At 66.4% G+C, this 15,393-nt stretch carries 13 protein-coding genes and 1 tRNA gene; 9 read left to right on the top strand and 5 right to left on the bottom strand.

The annotated features are described in order from the left end of the window. The 9 genes from NX774_RS13125 to NX774_RS13085 all read left to right on the top strand — a co-directional run bounded on the left by NX774_RS13125 (position 1) and on the right by NX774_RS13085 (position 10,409). Positions 1-378: a cytochrome C oxidase subunit IV family protein gene (locus NX774_RS13125; protein ID WP_258822618.1), complete on the top strand. Its 378-nt coding sequence runs from the start codon at positions 1-3 to the stop codon at positions 376-378. Next, the gene (locus tag NX774_RS13120; protein ID WP_258822617.1) at positions 375-1,628 is read left to right on the top strand and encodes a family 1 glycosylhydrolase; all 1,254 of its coding nucleotides are present in this window, start codon (positions 375-377) and stop codon (positions 1,626-1,628) included. Before NX774_RS13125 ends, NX774_RS13120 begins: the two co-directional genes overlap by 4 nt. Before the next feature lie 13 nt (positions 1,629-1,641). Then, the gene (locus NX774_RS13115; RefSeq protein ID WP_258822616.1) at positions 1,642-2,649 is read left to right on the top strand and encodes an SDR family oxidoreductase; all 1,008 of its coding nucleotides are present in this window, start codon (positions 1,642-1,644) and stop codon (positions 2,647-2,649) included. A 107-nt stretch (positions 2,650-2,756) separates the two neighbouring features. Next, a complete protein-coding gene (locus NX774_RS13110) occupies positions 2,757-3,971 on the top strand; it encodes a M24 family metallopeptidase (RefSeq protein ID WP_258822615.1) in 1,215 nt (404 codons plus the stop codon). A gap of 12 nt (positions 3,972-3,983) precedes the next feature. After that, on the top strand, positions 3,984-5,777 hold the full coding sequence (locus NX774_RS13105) for a thiamine pyrophosphate-requiring protein (protein ID WP_258822614.1): 1,794 nt from the start codon (positions 3,984-3,986) through the stop codon (positions 5,775-5,777). A gap of 413 nt (positions 5,778-6,190) precedes the next feature. Beyond that, positions 6,191-6,964, top strand: coding sequence for a hypothetical protein (locus tag NX774_RS13100; RefSeq protein ID WP_258822613.1), 774 nt, complete (start codon positions 6,191-6,193; stop codon positions 6,962-6,964). After that, positions 6,961-7,569, top strand: coding sequence for a gluconate 2-dehydrogenase subunit 3 family protein (locus NX774_RS13095; protein ID WP_258822612.1), 609 nt, complete (start codon positions 6,961-6,963; stop codon positions 7,567-7,569). Before NX774_RS13100 ends, NX774_RS13095 begins: the two co-directional genes overlap by 4 nt. Before the next feature lie 56 nt (positions 7,570-7,625). Then, a complete protein-coding gene (locus tag NX774_RS13090; protein ID WP_258822766.1) occupies positions 7,626-9,191 on the top strand; it encodes a GMC family oxidoreductase in 1,566 nt (521 codons plus the stop codon). A gap of 9 nt (positions 9,192-9,200) precedes the next feature. Then, entirely contained in the window at positions 9,201-10,409 is a 1,209-nt protein-coding gene (locus NX774_RS13085) for an alpha-hydroxy acid oxidase (protein ID WP_258822611.1), read from the top strand. A 22-nt stretch (positions 10,410-10,431) separates the two neighbouring features. Here the strand turns inward: NX774_RS13085 and NX774_RS13080 are convergent, their stop codons facing one another. The 5 genes from NX774_RS13080 to NX774_RS13060 form a co-directional block, all read right to left on the bottom strand. Then, a complete protein-coding gene (locus tag NX774_RS13080) occupies positions 10,432-11,205 on the bottom strand; it encodes a prohibitin family protein (protein WP_258822610.1) in 774 nt (257 codons plus the stop codon). A gap of 492 nt (positions 11,206-11,697) precedes the next feature. Beyond that, positions 11,698-12,213 (bottom strand): hypothetical protein, encoded by a 516-nt coding sequence (locus NX774_RS13075; RefSeq protein WP_258822609.1) that lies wholly within the window; start codon positions 12,211-12,213, stop codon positions 11,698-11,700. 166 nt (positions 12,214-12,379) lie between these two features. Further along, a tRNA-His gene (locus NX774_RS13070) sits at positions 12,380-12,455 on the bottom strand. An 88-nt stretch (positions 12,456-12,543) separates the two neighbouring features. Beyond that, complete coding sequence (gene murI, locus NX774_RS13065; RefSeq protein WP_258822608.1) at positions 12,544-13,389, bottom strand: glutamate racemase; 846 nt, start codon at positions 13,387-13,389, stop codon at positions 12,544-12,546. Between the two features lie 190 nt (positions 13,390-13,579). Then, positions 13,580-15,109 (bottom strand): fumarate hydratase, encoded by a 1,530-nt coding sequence (locus NX774_RS13060; protein ID WP_258822607.1) that lies wholly within the window; start codon positions 15,107-15,109, stop codon positions 13,580-13,582. Positions 15,110-15,393: the final 284 nt, after the last annotated feature.

The raw sequence follows: 15,393 nt of genomic DNA, 5'->3' as shown, positions 1-15,393 counted from the left end.
ATGCACGAGAAGCCCACCACACTGGTCAAGGTCTGGATCGCGCTGCTGGCGTTGCTGGCGCTGTCGGCGGCCAGCGCCTGGCTGCGTCTTGGGGCTTGGAACAGCGTCGCCAACCTCGGCATTGCGGTGCTCAAGGCGCTGCTGGTCGCGCTGTTCTTCATGCGGCTGGCCACCGGCGGCGCGCTGCTGCTGCGCGTGGTGGCGCTGACCGCGCTGTTCACGCTGGCCCTGCTGCTGGCCTTGTCCGGCAGCGACTATGCCACCCGCGAGCTGTTCCGTGCACCGTGGGACCAGCCGACCGCCGCACAGGTGCAATCCGCCGCAGCCAGCGCGACAGGCAGAACTCGTTCCGGTCGCGACGATCAGAACGAACCGTGACCCGTAAGACCATGCCCAACCAGAACGACAAGCAAATCGCCCACGCCTTCGAGCCCGCCAGGCTGTCGCGCTCGTTCATCTTCGCCACCGGGATCGAGAACAGCTCGCCCACGATCACCGGGCCGGGTGGCAAGCCCGTGCGCATCGACGAAATGGACCTGTCCGGGCACTACCACCGCTGGCGCGAGGACTTCCAGCGCGTGCGCGAGCTCGGCATCCGCTGCCTGCGCTACGGCCCGCCGTACTACCGCACGCACGTGGGGCCGGGCCAGTACGACTGGTCGTTTGCCGACGAGACCTTCAACGAGCTCAAGCGCATGCGCATCCAGCCCATTGCCGACCTGTGCCACTTTGGCGTGCCCGACTGGCTGGGCAACTTCCAGAACCCGGACTTTCCGCGCTATTTCGCCGAGTATGCCGGCGCTTTCGCCAAGCGTTTTCCCTGGGTGCGCATGTTCACGCCGGTCAACGAGATGCTCGTCACAGCCGAGTTTTCGGCCCGCATCGGCTACTGGAACGAGCAACGCTGCGACGACCGGTCCTTCGTCACCGCCGTCACGCATGTGGTGGAGGCCAATATTCGCGCCAGCGAAGCGATCTGCGAAGCGTGCAACCCCTGGTTCGTCCAAAGCGAATCGACGCGCTACTACCATCCCTACAATCCGGATGCGGTCAAGCACACGGCGCACCTGAATGAGCGGCGCTTCCTCACGCTCGACCTGAACTACAGCCACGCGCCATCGGCGCGCATGCTTGAATACCTGCTCGACAACGGCATGGCGCGCGAAAAATTCAACTACTTCATGGACCGCCACATCTGGCCATCGTGCGTGATGGGCACCGACTATTACGAGACCAACGAAACCATCGTGTACCCGGACGGCAGCACCGACGTCTGCAACGTGCTCGGCTACTACGGCCTGACGCGCCAGTATTACACCCGCTTTCGCCTGCCGATCATGCACACCGAGACCAACCAGATGCAGGAACTGCGCGCCCGCCACTGGCTTGAGCGCCAGTGGGCCAACGTGCTGCGCCTGCGCCAGGAGGGCTACCCGATCATCGGCTTTACCTGGTACAGCCTGACGGACCAGGTGGACTGGGACATCGGCCTGCGCGAACTGCGCGGCCACCAGAACTCCAACGGCCTGTACGACATGGACCGCAAGATCCGCCCGGCGGGCGAGGAATACCGCCGCATCGTGCGCGAGTGGAGCGACGCGCTGGCGCACTCCGACATTCGTTTTTAAGAAGGGAGGCAGCATGCAAGGACAAGTGGTGGTGGTCACCGGCGCCAACGCCGGGGTAGGGCGCGCCGCCGCGCGCGCATTCGCCGAGGCCGGCGCCGGCTGCGTGGCGCTGCTGGCGCGCGACCGCGAGCGGCTCGAGAGCACGGCGCAAGAAGTGCGCGCGGCCGGCGCCAGGGCGCTGGTGATCGAAGTGGACGTGGCCGACGCCGCCGCAGTCGAACGCGCGGCCCAGCAGGTGGAGGCCGAGGCTGGGCCGATCGCGGTCTGGGTCAACAACGCGATGGCGACCATCTTTTCGCCCGTTGGCGACATCACGCCCGAGGAGTTCGCGCGCGTGACCGAGGTGACCTACCTGGGCACCGTGTACGGCACCATGAGCGCGCTCAAGCGCATGCGCTCGCGTAATGCCGGCACCATCGTGCAGGTTGGCTCGGCGCTGGCCTACCGCTCGATCCCGCTGCAGTCCGCGTACTGCGGGGCCAAGCACGCAATCCGCGGCTTCACCGATTCGGTGCGCAGCGAACTCATTCACGACAACAGCGCGATCCGCATCTCCATGGTCCAGCTGCCCGGCGTGAACACCCCGCAGTTCGAATGGTGCCGCACCAAGATCCACCAGCACCCGCAGCCCGTGGGCACGGTGTACCAGCCGGAAGTGGCGGCCCGCGCCATCGTCTGGGCGGCAACCCACTACCGGCGGGAGATCTACGTTGGCCTGCCGGCGGTCGTGTCCATCGTGCTCAACAAGATGCTGCCCGGTGTGCTCGACAAGGTAATGGCGCGCCGCGCCTACGAGCAGCAGTTCACCGCCCAGCCGATGCCGGCCGACCGCCCGGACAACCTGTTCCATCCGGTGCCCAGTCCCTACCGCGCGCACGGCAGCTTCGAGCAGCGCGCCCACGCCAGCAGCCCGCAGCTGTGGACCTCGCTGCACCGCGACCTGGTCGGCAGCGTGCTGGCCCTGGCGGCCGTGTCAACGCTGGCGTGGACCCTGCTGCCACGCCGCCGGCTGCGGCGCTGACGAACGGAACGCGCGCGACAAGGGTCAAAAATCGGCGTAAGGTTTTCAGTTTGTTGAACAAGCGGTGCGTGCCTGATCGGTTGGCGCGGCCGTGGCAAGGGCAGAGCATGGACGCACGACCGGGACGTGTAGAACGCTTGCGCAGGCTGAAGTCCGCAATGGCGGAGTGCGACCTGTCGGCGCTGGTCTGCGTGCGCAACCTCGACGTATTGCTGGTCAGCGGATTCTGGCCGGTGATCGGCAACGCCGTGGCCATCGTCACCGACGAACCAAAGGTGTTCCTGGTCGTGCCCGAGGAAGCGCGCGAGCTGGCCGAGCGTGGCTGGGCCGATCGCATCGAGACCTACCGCCTCGGTTCCCTCGACCGCCTGGAAGACACCCCGCGCGTGCTGCTCGCACTGGTCGAGTCGCTGCTGCGCCCCCTCGCGGACGGACTGACCCGCATCGGCATGGAAATGGGGCCGGTGCACCTGCCTGCCGCCTATGTGTCAATGAACGTGTACGGCGCCGCATTGCGCGCCGAGCTGGAACACGCGTTCGCGCGCACCCATCTGGCGCCTTCCGACGCGCTGCTGGCGTCGATGCGCATGCGGCCCACGCCGTGGGAACGCGAGCGCATCCGCGACTCGTGCGCGATGGCCGGCGCCGCCTACCGCATGGGCGCCGCCGCGCTGCGCCCGCAGGTGCCCGAGACGAACGCCGTGCTGCCGTTCCGCGATGCCTACGCCGAGTGCGCGACCGCGCATGCGCAAGTCGCGCGTGCCGACAGCTTCTTCTACTGCATGTCCGGCTCCAATGCCGCGTCGGCCTGGGCCGCGTTCCAGCAGTCGCGCATGACGCGGCTGGCGGCCGGCGTCACGGTCCTCGTGCACTGTAACGCCTACGCCGATGGCTACTGGACCGACCTGACCCGCACCTACGTGCTCGGCGCACCGGGTGAGGAGCTGCGCCGCATGTTCGACGCCATCGCCCGCGCGCGCGATGCGGCGCTGGCGGCGATTCGGCCGGGCGTGCGCGCCTGCGACGTCGACAAGGCCGCGCGCGACGTGCTGGCCGCAGCCGGCTACGGCGCCGCATTCAAGCACCCGCTCGGCCACGGGGTCGGTTTCACCGCCATCGACCACAACGAGCCGCCGCGCATCCACCCGGCGTCGCACCAGCTGTTGGAAGAGGACATGGTCTTCAACGTCGAGCCGGGCATCTACATCGATGGCTTCGGCGGCGCGCGCGACTGCAATGTGGTCGGGGTGACGGGCGATGGCGTCGAGCTGCTGTCGCCATTCCAGCAAAGTCCGCAAGAGTGGTGCATTCCATTGAGTTGAGGGAGGGAGATCATGGCCAAGACAGTCGGCGATTTCGTGGTGGAGCGCCTGTACGAATGGGGCGTGCGCCGCATCTTCGGGTACCCGGGCGACGGCATCAATGGTGTGCTCGGGTCGCTCAACCGCTTCGGCAACGACCGCATCACCTTCATCCAGGTGCGGCACGAAGAGATGGCCGCCTTCATGGCCTGCGCCTACGCCAAGTTCACGGGCGAGCTGGGCGTGTGCCTGTCCACCGGCGGCCCCGGCGCCACGCACATGATCACGGGCCTGTACGACGCCAAGCTGGATCACATGCCGGTGCTTGCGATCACCGGGCAGGCGCCGCGTACCGCACGGGGCGCGCACTACCAGCAGGAGCTCAATCTGGACCGCGTGTTTGCCGACGTCGCCGAATACGTGCAGGAGGCCGAGGCGCCGGCCCAGGTGCGCCACCTGGTCGATTCCGGCTGCCGCATCGCCATCGCGCGGCGCGGCGTATCGGTGCTGGTGCTGCCCGGCGACCTGCAGGACATGCCCTACCACGACCCGCCGCGTCACCATGGTGCGGTCGCTTCCGGCATCGGCTACGCGCGCCCGACAGTGCTGCCGCACGAGGCCGAGCTGCGCCGCGCGGCCGACGTGCTCAATGCCGGCGACAAGGTGGCCATGCTGGTGGGCGCCGGCGCGCTGGGCGCATCCGACGAAGTGGAGACGGTCGCGCGCAAGCTCAACGCCGGCGTGGCCAAGGCGCTGCTGGGCAAGGCTGTGCTGCCGGATGACCTGCCGTGGGTGACCGGCTCCATCGGCTACCTCGGCACGGAGCCGAGCTACGACATGATGATGGAATGCGACACGCTGCTGATGGTCGGCACCGGCTTCCCGTACAGCGAATTCCTGCCCAAGGAAGGCAAGGTGCGCGCGGTGCAGGTGGACATTGACCCGTCGATGCTCAGCATCCGCTTTCCGTGCGAGGTCAACCTGCACGGCGACGCCGGCGCCACGCTGCGCGCCTTGCTGCCGATGCTAAAGGATCGCCCAGCCGGCGGCGCCTGGCGCGAGCGCATCGAACACCACGTGCGCGAGTGGTGGAAGACGGCGCAGGAGCGCGCCATGGCCAAGGCCAACCCGATCAACCCGCAGCGCGTCGCGTGGGAGCTGTCGCCGCAGCTCCCGAGCCACGCCATCATCACCAGCGATTCCGGCTCGTGTGCCAACTGGTACGCGCGCGACCTCAAGATCCGGCGTGGCATGGACTGCTCGCTGTCCGGCAGCCTGGCGTCGATGGGCGCCGCGGTGCCATACGCGATCGCGGCCAAGTTCGCGCACCCTTCGCGGCCCGTGATCGCCATGGTGGGTGACGGCGCCATGCAGATGAATAACATGGCCGAGCTGATCACGATCGCGAAGTACTGGCGCACCTGGTCCAATCCCGCCTGCGTGGTCTGCGTTTTCAATAACGAAGACCTGAACCAGGTCACGTGGGAGCAGCGCATCATGCAGGGCGATCCCAAGTTCGAGGCGACCCAGCGGATCCCGGACGTGCCATACCACCGCTTCGCCGCGCTGATCGGCCTGAAGGGCATCTTCTGCAACGAGCCGGACAAGGTGGGGCTGGCGTGGGAGGAAGCGCTGGCGAGCGACAGGCCGGTGGTGGTCGAGTTCAAGACCGACCCCGAGGTGCCGCCGCTGCCGCCGCACATCACTTTCGAACAGGCGCGCAAGTTCGCTTCCACCACCTTCAAGGGCGACCCCAACGAAGCCGGCATGCTGGGCGGCGTGGTACGGCAGGTCCTGTCCGGCATCCTGCCCGGGGAAAAGGAATGAGGCCCGAGCCGCAGCTTGCGACGCTGCGGCGCCCGCACGCCGGCAGCGCGCCGATGGCGCAGGTGCTGGGCGGCGTTTGCCTGGCCGCCGCGCTCGCCGCACTGCTGCGCCCCCCGCGCCGCCACGTCGTCCCGGCACACGCCGGGACCCATGCTGAGCACGCCGCCACGCGCCCCCCGAGCCACCCCCATCATCGCCCCGTCGTCCCGGCGCATGCCGGGACCCATACTGAGCACGCAGGCACGTGCCCCCCGAGCCACCCCCATCATCGCCCCGTCGTCCCGGCGCACGCCGGGACCCATGCTGAGCACGCAGCCACGCGCCCCCCGAGCCCCCCCCATCATCGGCCCGTCGTCCCCGCGCAGGCGGGGACCCATGCTGAGCATCCTGCCACGCGCCACGACGCATCGCTAGTGGCCGCGCGTTCCCTGCACCACGCCGCCGCGCTGCTCGCCCTCTCGGTGCTGCTGGACAGCGCCATCGAACACTACCGCGGCCATTTCGAGAACCCCGGCATGTTCGCGCCGCTGGCCGCGTCGCTCGCCGCGAGCTGGGCGGGCGCCAGGGCAGGGCACACGCGCGCCAACGGAACAATTTACGCGACCGCGCTCGCCACCGGCCTCGCCGGCACCGCCTTCCACGCCTACAACCTCGCGCGCCGCCCCGGCGGCCTGTGCTGGCAAAACCTGTTCTACGCCGCGCCGCTTGGCGCCCCGGCCGCCCTGGTGCTGGCCGGCGCATACGGACTGGCAGCAACCCGCGTGGCCAGCAAGGCCCCGGCCACGCTGCTCGGCATGCCGTCCGGCCGCGCCCTCAGCGGCCTGACCGCCATCGGCATCGCCGGCACGGTCGCCGAGGCGGGCATGCTGCATTTTCGCGGCGCCTATCACCGCCCGGCGATGTGGCTGCCGGTGACGCTGCCGCCGCTCTCGGTGGCCTTCCTGCTGCGTGCCGCAAGCGGCGCACGCGACCGGCTGGCGCGTGCTTGCCTTGGCCTGACCGCGCTGCTCGGCGTGGCCGGCGTCGCCTTCCACGCAAACGGCATCGCGCGCCAGATGGGCGGCTGGCGCAACTGGCGCCAGAACCTGCTGTCCGGTCCGCCGCTGCCCGCGCCGCCGAGCTTCCTGGCGCTGGCCATCGCGGGCCGCGCCGCGCTTCAGCTGCAAGAGCGCGGGAGGATGCGATGAATCCTGTCTATCCCGGCTACCAGGTGCTCGACAAGTGGGACAGCGTGTCCTTCGACGACACCACGCGAACCGTGCTGCGCGAGCGCCTCGACGACGTGCCGCCGCGCCGCTTCTTCAGCGAACAGGAATGGCGCCTGCTCGACGCCATCGTCGCGCGCGTGCTGCCCCAGCCCGACCGCAGCGAGCCGGTGCCCATCACGCCATGGATCGACGCGCAGCTGCACGACGGCGTTCAGGAAGGCTTCCGCTACGCGAACATGCCGCCGCAAGCGCAGGCGTGGCGGGGCGGCCTGGCCGCCATTGAAGCGGAGGCACGCTACTGCCACGACCGCGGCTTTTGCGAACTGCCTGCTGCTCTCGCCGATGACCTGCTGGCGGCGTTGGAACGGGACGAAGCAACGCCCGGCCTGTGGCCCGGCATGAACGCACAATGCTTCTTCATTACCGTGCTGGCCAAAACGGTCGTCGGCTACTACTACGCGCACCCGGCGGCATGGAGCGAGATCGGCTTCGGCGGCCCGGCCAGCCCGCGCGGCTACGTGCGGCTGGGCTTTGACCAGCGCGACCCCTGGGAAGCAAAGGAGGCGCAGTGGAACCCGGAGTGATCCGCGCCGCTCACGGCCGCGCCCCGGACGTGTTCACGCCCGGCGGCTGGGTGCCCATGCGTGAGTATTCGCTCGACGAGCCGGTCGATTTCGCCATCGTCGGTGCCGGCGCGGGTGGCGCGACGCTCGCCTGCAAGCTGTCCGGCTACGGCTTTTCCACTGTGGTGTTCGACGCCGGCCCGTTCTGGCGCCCGCTGGACGACTTCGCATCCGACGAACTCGAACAGCAGAAGCTCTTCTGGCTCGACGAGCGCATCACGGCCGGCGACGACCCGATCGCGCTTGGCGGGAACAACTGCGGCCGTGGTGTCGGTGGCTCGACCGTCCACTTCAGCATGATCTCGCTGCGCTGGCGGCCCGAGTGGTTCCAGTGCCGCAGCCGCCTGGGCTACGGCTTCGACTGGCCGATCACCTACGAGGAGCTGGCGCCTTACTACCGCGAGGCCGAACAAGCGCTGCGCGTGGCCGGCCCGGTGCGCTATCCGTGGGGGCCGCCGCGCGAGCGCTACCCGTACCGCGAACACGAACTGAATGCCGCCGCGCTGGTGCTGGCGCGTGGCGCCGAACGGCTCGGCATCGGCTGGGCCGCCACACCGCTTGCCACGCTTTCTGCGCCCGGCGGCCAGTCGCCGCCATGCGTGTACCGCGGCTTCTGCAACTTCGGCTGCTCCACCAACGCCAAGCAAAGCGCGCTGGTTACGTGGATACCCCGCGCGATCAACAACGGCGCCGAGGTGCGCGACCTGGCCATGGTCGGCCGCATCGAAACCGACGCGCTGGGCAGGGCGGCCGGCGTGCACTTCATGCGCGAAGGCCGCTGGCAGTTCCAGCGCGCCCGCAACGTCGTGGTATCCGGCTACGCCATCGAAACGCCGCGCCTGCTGCTCAACTCCACCTGCCCGCGCCACCCGCACGGCCTGGCGAACAGTTCTGGCCTGGTCGGCACGCACCTGACCACGCACGCGGGGCCGGGCGTGTGGGCCACGTTCGACGAAGCCATCCGCTGGTACAAGGCGCCGCCTAACATGGCCGTGACCGAGCACTGGAACTACCACGACGACGGCAAGGACTGCCACGGCGGCTACGCCTTCATGAGCCAGGGACCGCTGCCGCGTGCATGGGCGCAGATTCTCGTCACCGAGCGCCACCTGTGGGGCGCGCGGCTGCGCGACGAGATGGCGAAGTACAACCACATGGCTGGTTTCGTCGCTGTAGCCGAGACCGAGCCGCGCCCGCAAAACCGCGTCGAGGTGGTGCCCGACGAGGTGGACCAGTACGGCCTGCCGATCCCGCGCGTGACGTTTTCGTATTCCGACAACGACCGCCGCCTGCAGCGCCACTCGGTACAGTCGATGCGCGCCTTGCTGGAGGCGGCCGGCGGCTACGACACCTGGACCAGCGACGACACCAGCCACCTGATGGGTACCTGCCGCATGGGCACCGACCGCATCAACAGCGTCGTCGATGCGGACGGCCGCAGCTGGGACGTGCCCAACCTGTGGATCTGCGACGGCTCGCTGTTCCCGACCTGTGGCGGCGTCAACCCGTCGCTGACGATCCAGGCGCTGGCCTGCCGCATGGGCGACCGCATTCGCGCGCTTGCCGGCGGCGGCGAACTTTAGGAGGACAGCATGGGACCGATCACCAGCGTATTCGATCTTGAAACCATGGCGCGAAAGCGCCTGCCGGCAGTCATCTTCGACTACGTGCACGGCGGGGCAGGGATGGAGCTGACCCTGCAACGCAACGAGGACGACCTGTGCGCGCTCGCGCTGCGCCAGCACGACATGCGCGACGTGTCGCACCGGACCATGAGCGTGAAGATGGTTGGCGAGCCGGCCGAGATTCCGCTCGCGATCGGACCGACCGGGCTGGCCGGGCTCACCTGGGCCAACGGCGAAGTCGAGGCGGCGCGCGCGGCCGAACACTTCGGCGTGCCGTTCTGCTTGTCCACCATGTCGATCTGCTCGATCGAGGACGTGGCCGAAGCGACCAGCCGCCCGTTCTGGTTCCAGCTGTACCTGATGAAGGACCGCAAGGTCAATGAGAACCTGATCCACCGCGCGCACGCCGCTGGCTGCAGCGCGCTCATTCTCACGCTCGACCTGCACGTGCAGGGCAAGCGCTGGGCCGATGCCAAGAACGGCCTGTCGGTGCCGCCGCGCCTGACGCTGCACAACACGATGGACATCCTGTCGCACCCGCGCTGGCTGGTTGGCATGGCCCGGAGCCGCCGCCGCACCTTCGGCAACCTGCAGGGCGAAGTGCAGCACGCAAAGCACCTGTCGGCGCTGACGCAATGGATCGAGTCGCAGTTCGACCCGTCGTTCGACCTCGAGACCGTCAAGTGGGTGCGCAAAACGTGGGACCGCAAGCTGATCCTGAAAGGCATCATGCATGTGGACGACGCACGGCTGGCCGTGGACGCGGGCGCGGACGCGATCATCGTCTCCAACCACGGTGGCCGCCAGCTCGACGGCGCACCCTCGTCGATTTCGGTGCTGCCCGAGATCGCCGACGCGGTGCGCGACCGGATCGAGGTGTTCTTCGACGGCGGCATCCGCACCGGGAGCGATATCATCAAGGCGCTCGGCTATGGCGCGCACGCCTGCCTGTCGGGCCGCGCGTGGCTGTACGGATTGGCGGCGCAGGGCAGGGAAGGCGTGCTGTGCGCGCTGAAGCTGTTGCAGGAAGAGCTGAGCGACTGCATGGCGCTCACCGGCCTGTCGGACCTGCACAATATCGCTCCGGACGTGGTGACCGCGCAACCGGCCTTGCGTCCGCCAGGCAGGCCGGGAGCCAGTGGCCCGGCCCCGCAACTGCAGGGCGCCTATCGCTGAGCCGCGCGCGAAATCATCTGTGCTACTTCACGTTGATGAACGGGACCGCGCCGCCGGCCACGTTGGGCAGTTTGCCGTCCCACTTGTCGATCGCCATGCGCTGGTTCTCCATCTCGCGCAGGCGGATCAGCTCCGGGGTCACCTGCTGGCGCTGGATTGCCAGCGACTCAGCCTCCGCGCGCGCTTGGGCAACCCGCTGCTTCGCTTCGACCTCGATGCGCTGCAGGTCGCGCTCCGCCTTCAGCTTCAGTTGCTCGGCGGTGGTCTTGGCCTCGATGGCATCGTTGAACGATTTCGAGAAGTTGAAGTTCACGATCGAGAACTCGTCCACCACAATTGCATGCCGCGCGAGCCGCTCGCGCAGCTGGGCGATGATCTGGTCGCGCACGTCGGTGCGCTTGGCGATCAGCTCCTCGGCCGTGAAGCGCGCGGTGACTGCCTTCACCGCTTCCTGCACGGCAGGGATGATGATGCGCTCGCCGGGCTCGTTGCCAAGGTCGCGGAACACCGACACCGCGCCTTCCGGCTTGACGTGGTAGTTCAAGGCGATGCGCGTGTGCACGGTCTGCAGGTCGCGCGAGGCGGCGTCGCCTTCGCCTTCGCCCTTCTGGATCGATACGTTCACCAGGTTCAGCTTCTGGGCCAGCGGCACGCGAAAGTGGATGCCCTCGCTCAGCACCTGGTCGCTCGGGTTGCCGAATGTGGTCATGACACCGCGGTGCCCGGCGGGCACAGAGGCAAACGGCGCCAGCGCAAACAGCAGCAACAGCACGGCGGCGCCAGCGAAAAACTTCAATGGCAGTGTCCTCATTCCGGATCCCTTTCTGGTTGAGCCTGCGCCTTTGTTATCCGCAGGTTGTTATTTTCAGTTGCAGCGAGGGCAAGTGTATAGCTGCAAGCCATCCAGGAAAATCAGAAAAAGCAGATGGATATTTGAGAGAAAATCGAAGTGACTGGCCCTTCAGGGAGGGCCACAGGGTTGCACCACGGCGAACAAGAGCACCCCAGAAAGGACCAACCATGGCAACAAAGATGGGGGCGGCCGCGCAACAAGGCCAAAGCAGCGCTGCCGAAGTAAATGTACGTACGGCACGGACGGCGCACCACGACCTACCATCGCACCACAGCACCTGATGGAGATCCGCGAGCGCGCTCGGCTCGGCCTTCAATTTCGGCTTACGAGATGTCAGAAAAATAGGAGGATTGGAAGACCCACAAGAACCGGGCGACGACCGACCGAGTCTACAACCGGACCCGGACGGTCAAGGTCAAGCCGGTGGCATAGCTGCTATTCAATCGGGGCGATATTCCACGAGAACCCGTCCTCGAAGTTGCGCAGTTCTACCTTCCATTTCTTCGAGAACTTCTTCTTGAAGAACAGAATTTTGGCTTCGTACTTTAGACGTAAGACGTAAGAGAAGGTGGTCAGCTGGGCGGCCTCGCTCAGGTGAACGCCGGGAGTGACGGAGGTTTCGGCGCTTTCACCACCCGATAACTTGTGGATTCGCGTCGAGCCGGTGTTTATGGCGGTCATTTTCAGTTTAATCGGCCCCATCCTTATGTCGCCGTCGTGCACATCGCAGAAAATATTGATCGCTGGGAGCTTGCCCAGGTTCTTGATCTTGATACGCGACTCGGAATTGAATTTTTTGCTCTTGTCGATGACCGACTCGATAGCAAGCTCAGGAGGGAATGCTAGCAATGCCGACCAGGACGATAGAACACCTGCTATGGATGTTGCCCCAAGTACTTGCAGTAGCGTTGTTATTGCTTGTGGGAGTTCTAGGGCTGTGCTTTGGGGCATTCGTATTCCTCCTGCTCAACGGTTGGAAGATCGACCTCGGCCGGAACAAACCCCGCTGGCGATAGAGCCCCTGCCATCGGATTTTTATAAAATTCCGGCGACTTTAGCAAATACGAAAAAGGGCTACAAGCCGAAGCGTGTAACCCTTTGATTCGATTGGTGTTCTTGGGGTGGCTGATGGGACTCGAACCCACGACAACAGGAATCACAATCCTGGACTCTACCAACTGAGCTACAGCCACCACTGGTGTTGCTTTTTGTCCGCATGACAGCGGGACAGCTCGAGATTATACAAAGAACTGGCGAGACAGGCAAATTTAAATGTGCTGCTCAGCTAGCGAAGGGCGGGAAGGCGACCTCGTGCACCGGCGGGTCGATCCCGAGCAGGCTGTTGAACGCGGCCGACAGGGCGGTGGCGCTGGCCGTCGTGTAGCCGTCCAGCGTGCCCGGCCCCGGCGCCGTTCTTGCCGTGCCGGCCGCTTGCAACAGGCGCGCGAGCTGGCGTGCCACCGCGTCGCCGGTGTCGATCAGCGCCACCTCGCGCTTCGTCGCGTTGGCGATGACGCGCTCGATCGACGCGCGCACCAGCGGATAGTGGGTGCAGCCGAGCACCAGCGTGTCGGCCCCTGCGTCGAGCAGCGGCACGATGTAGTGTTCGAGCAAACGCGTGGTCGCGTCCGAATCCAGCTCGCCCAGTTCGATCTGGTCGGCCAGGCCGTGGCAGGGCTGGAGCAGGAATTCGGTGTCGGTTGCCGCGCGAATCTGGTCGCGCAGCAGCAGGAACTTGTCGCCGGCGAGCGTGCCCTCGGTCGCCATGACGCCGACCTTGCCGTTGCGGGTGGCTGCCGCCGCCGGTTTCAGGCCCGGCTCCACGCCCACGATCGGCAGCTTGGGATAGGTCTTGCGCAGGAGCGCAATGGCCGCCACCGTCGCCGTATTGCAGGCCACTACCAGCGCCTTCGCGCCGTGCTCGATCAGGAACTGCGCAACCATCAGCGACCGCTCAGCGATCACGTGTTCCGGCTTGTCGCCGTAGGGGGCAAAGCCGGAGTCGGCAAAGTAGAGCAGGTGTTCATGCGGCAGCTGCGCGCGGATATGCCGCAGCACCGACAGGCCGCCTACGCCGGAGTCGAAGATGCCGACCGGCGCGTCGTTGGCGGAAAGGGGGAGATTCATGCAGGAATGGTAGCGCTCATGGATGCCGGCGGCAAGGCCGAGTGGACCGAACCAGCAGCCCAAAAACCGTCGTCCCCGCGCAGGCGGGGACCCATGCTGAGTTTGCATAGCGGCTGCTTCAAGCGAAGCGGCAGCGCAAATCGTCCATGGGTCCCCGCCTGCGCGGGGACGACGTGAAGCAGGTGGTGCTTTAGGCGACGACCACCGGCACGTTCAGCGCCTCGATCTTGGCCGCCCACTCTTTCGGGCCGGTCTCGTGCACCGAGGTGCCGGTCGAATCGACTGCCACGGTCACCGGCATGTCCTTGACCTCGAACTCGTAGATCGCTTCCATGCCCAGGTCCGCAAAGCCAACCACCTTGGCCGACTTGATCGCTTTGGACACCAAGTAGGCCGAACCGCCCACCGCCATCAGGTATGCCGACTTGTGGTTCTTGATCGACTCGATCGCCACCGGACCGCGCTCGGCCTTGCCGATCATGGCGATCAGGCCAGTCTTCTCGAGCATCATGTCGGTGAACTTGTCCATGCGGGTTGCGGTGGTCGGGCCTGCCGGGCCAACCACCTCGTCGCGCACCGGATCGACCGGGCCAACGTAGTAGATCACGCGGTTGGTGAAGTCCACCGGCAGCTGCTCGCCCTTGGCCAGCATGTCCTGGATGCGCTTGTGCGCGGCGTCGCGGCCGGTCAGCATTTTGCCGTTGAGCAGCAGAGTCTGGCCCGGCTTCCACGCAGCCACTTCTTCGCGGGTCAAGGTATCAAGGTTCACGCGCTTCGATTTCTCGGTGTCCGGAGCCCAGTGCACGTCCGGCCAGGTCGACAGCGCGGGCGGCTCGATGTAGGACGGGCCCGAGCCATCGAGCACGAAGTGCGCGTGGCGCGTTGCAGCGCAGTTCGGGATCATCGCCACCGGCTTGGATGCGGCGTGGGTCGGGTACATGTTGATCTTCACGTCCAGCACCGTGGTCAGGCCGCCCAGGCCCTGCGCGCCGATGCCCAGTGCATTGATCTTGTCGAACAGCTCGATGCGCAGCTCTTCCAGCTTGTTCTGCGGGCCGCGCTGCTTGAGCTCATACATGTCGATGTCTTCCATCAGCGACTCTTTGGCCAGCAGCATCGCCTTCTCGGCCGAGCCGCCGATGCCGATGCCCAGCATGCCCGGCGGGCACCAGCCGGCGCCCATCAGCGGCACGGTCTTGAGCACCCAGTCCACCAGCGAGTCGGACGGGTTGAGCATCACGAATTTGGTCTTGTTCTCCGAGCCGCCGCCCTTGGCCGCAACGCTCACGTCCACCTTGTCGCCTTCGACCAGTTCCATGTGCACCACGGCCGGGGTGTTGTCCTTGGTGTTCTTGCGGTCGAACTGCGGGTCGGCCACGATCGAGGCGCGCAGCTTGTTGTCCGCAAAGTTGTACGCGCGGCGCACGCCTTCGTTGACGGCGTCGGTGACGGTGCCGGTGAAGCCTTCGAAGCGCACGTTCATGCCGATCTTCAGGAACACGTTGACCATGCCGGTGTCCTGGCAGATCGGTCGCTTGCCTTCGGCGCACATGCGCGAGTTGGTCAGGATCTGCGCGATCGCGTCTTTCGCTGCCGGGCTCTGTTCCACCTCATAGGCGCGTGCCAGGTGCTGGATATAGTCGGCCGGGTGGTAGTAGCTGATGTATTGAAGCGCGGCCGCAACGGACTCGATCAGGTCTTCCTGTTTAATGACTGTCATGGGTGTTCTCGCATTGATGAAATCGGAGCTGACAGTAGGGTGGGCACTTGTGCCCACGCGGTCACGCGCAGCGTCAAGGCACCGGTCGCGCGTGGGCACAAGTGCCCACCCTACGCACTTGCAGCCCATCATTCTACACCCGACGCGCATAGCTGTTCACAAGCTGCAATGCTTTGCGCAGCATTGGTAAAATCACACAACGAAAGGGGCGGGCGTGTGCGGCTTGTAAGGGCTCAGTAAGCGTGTGCGCCTAAGTTAACTAGCAAAATTACACTATGGAGACT

It is taken from the genome of Massilia agilis, assembly GCF_024756255.1.
In the GTDB taxonomy this organism is placed as follows: domain Bacteria; phylum Pseudomonadota; class Gammaproteobacteria; order Burkholderiales; family Burkholderiaceae_D; genus Telluria; species Telluria agilis.
This window is presented reverse-complemented; position numbering and strand designations above follow the sequence as displayed.

Coding starts and splice junctions, on each gene's coding strand:
- NX774_RS13085 (WP_258822611.1), top strand. CDS start 9,201: ATGGGACCGATCACCAGCGTATTCGATCTTGAAACCATGGCGCGAAAG.
- NX774_RS13075 (WP_258822609.1), bottom strand. CDS start 12,213: ATGCCCCAAAGCACAGCCCTAGAACTCCCACAAGCAATAACAACGCTA.
- NX774_RS13095 (WP_258822612.1), top strand. CDS start 6,961: ATGAATCCTGTCTATCCCGGCTACCAGGTGCTCGACAAGTGGGACAGC.
- NX774_RS13060 (WP_258822607.1), bottom strand. CDS start 15,109: ATGACAGTCATTAAACAGGAAGACCTGATCGAGTCCGTTGCGGCCGCG.
- NX774_RS13090 (WP_258822766.1), top strand. CDS start 7,626: ATGCGTGAGTATTCGCTCGACGAGCCGGTCGATTTCGCCATCGTCGGT.
- NX774_RS13125 (WP_258822618.1), top strand. CDS start 1: ATGCACGAGAAGCCCACCACACTGGTCAAGGTCTGGATCGCGCTGCTG.
- NX774_RS13110 (WP_258822615.1), top strand. CDS start 2,757: ATGGACGCACGACCGGGACGTGTAGAACGCTTGCGCAGGCTGAAGTCC.
- NX774_RS13105 (WP_258822614.1), top strand. CDS start 3,984: ATGGCCAAGACAGTCGGCGATTTCGTGGTGGAGCGCCTGTACGAATGG.
- NX774_RS13115 (WP_258822616.1), top strand. CDS start 1,642: ATGCAAGGACAAGTGGTGGTGGTCACCGGCGCCAACGCCGGGGTAGGG.
- murI (WP_258822608.1), bottom strand. CDS start 13,389: ATGAATCTCCCCCTTTCCGCCAACGACGCGCCGGTCGGCATCTTCGAC.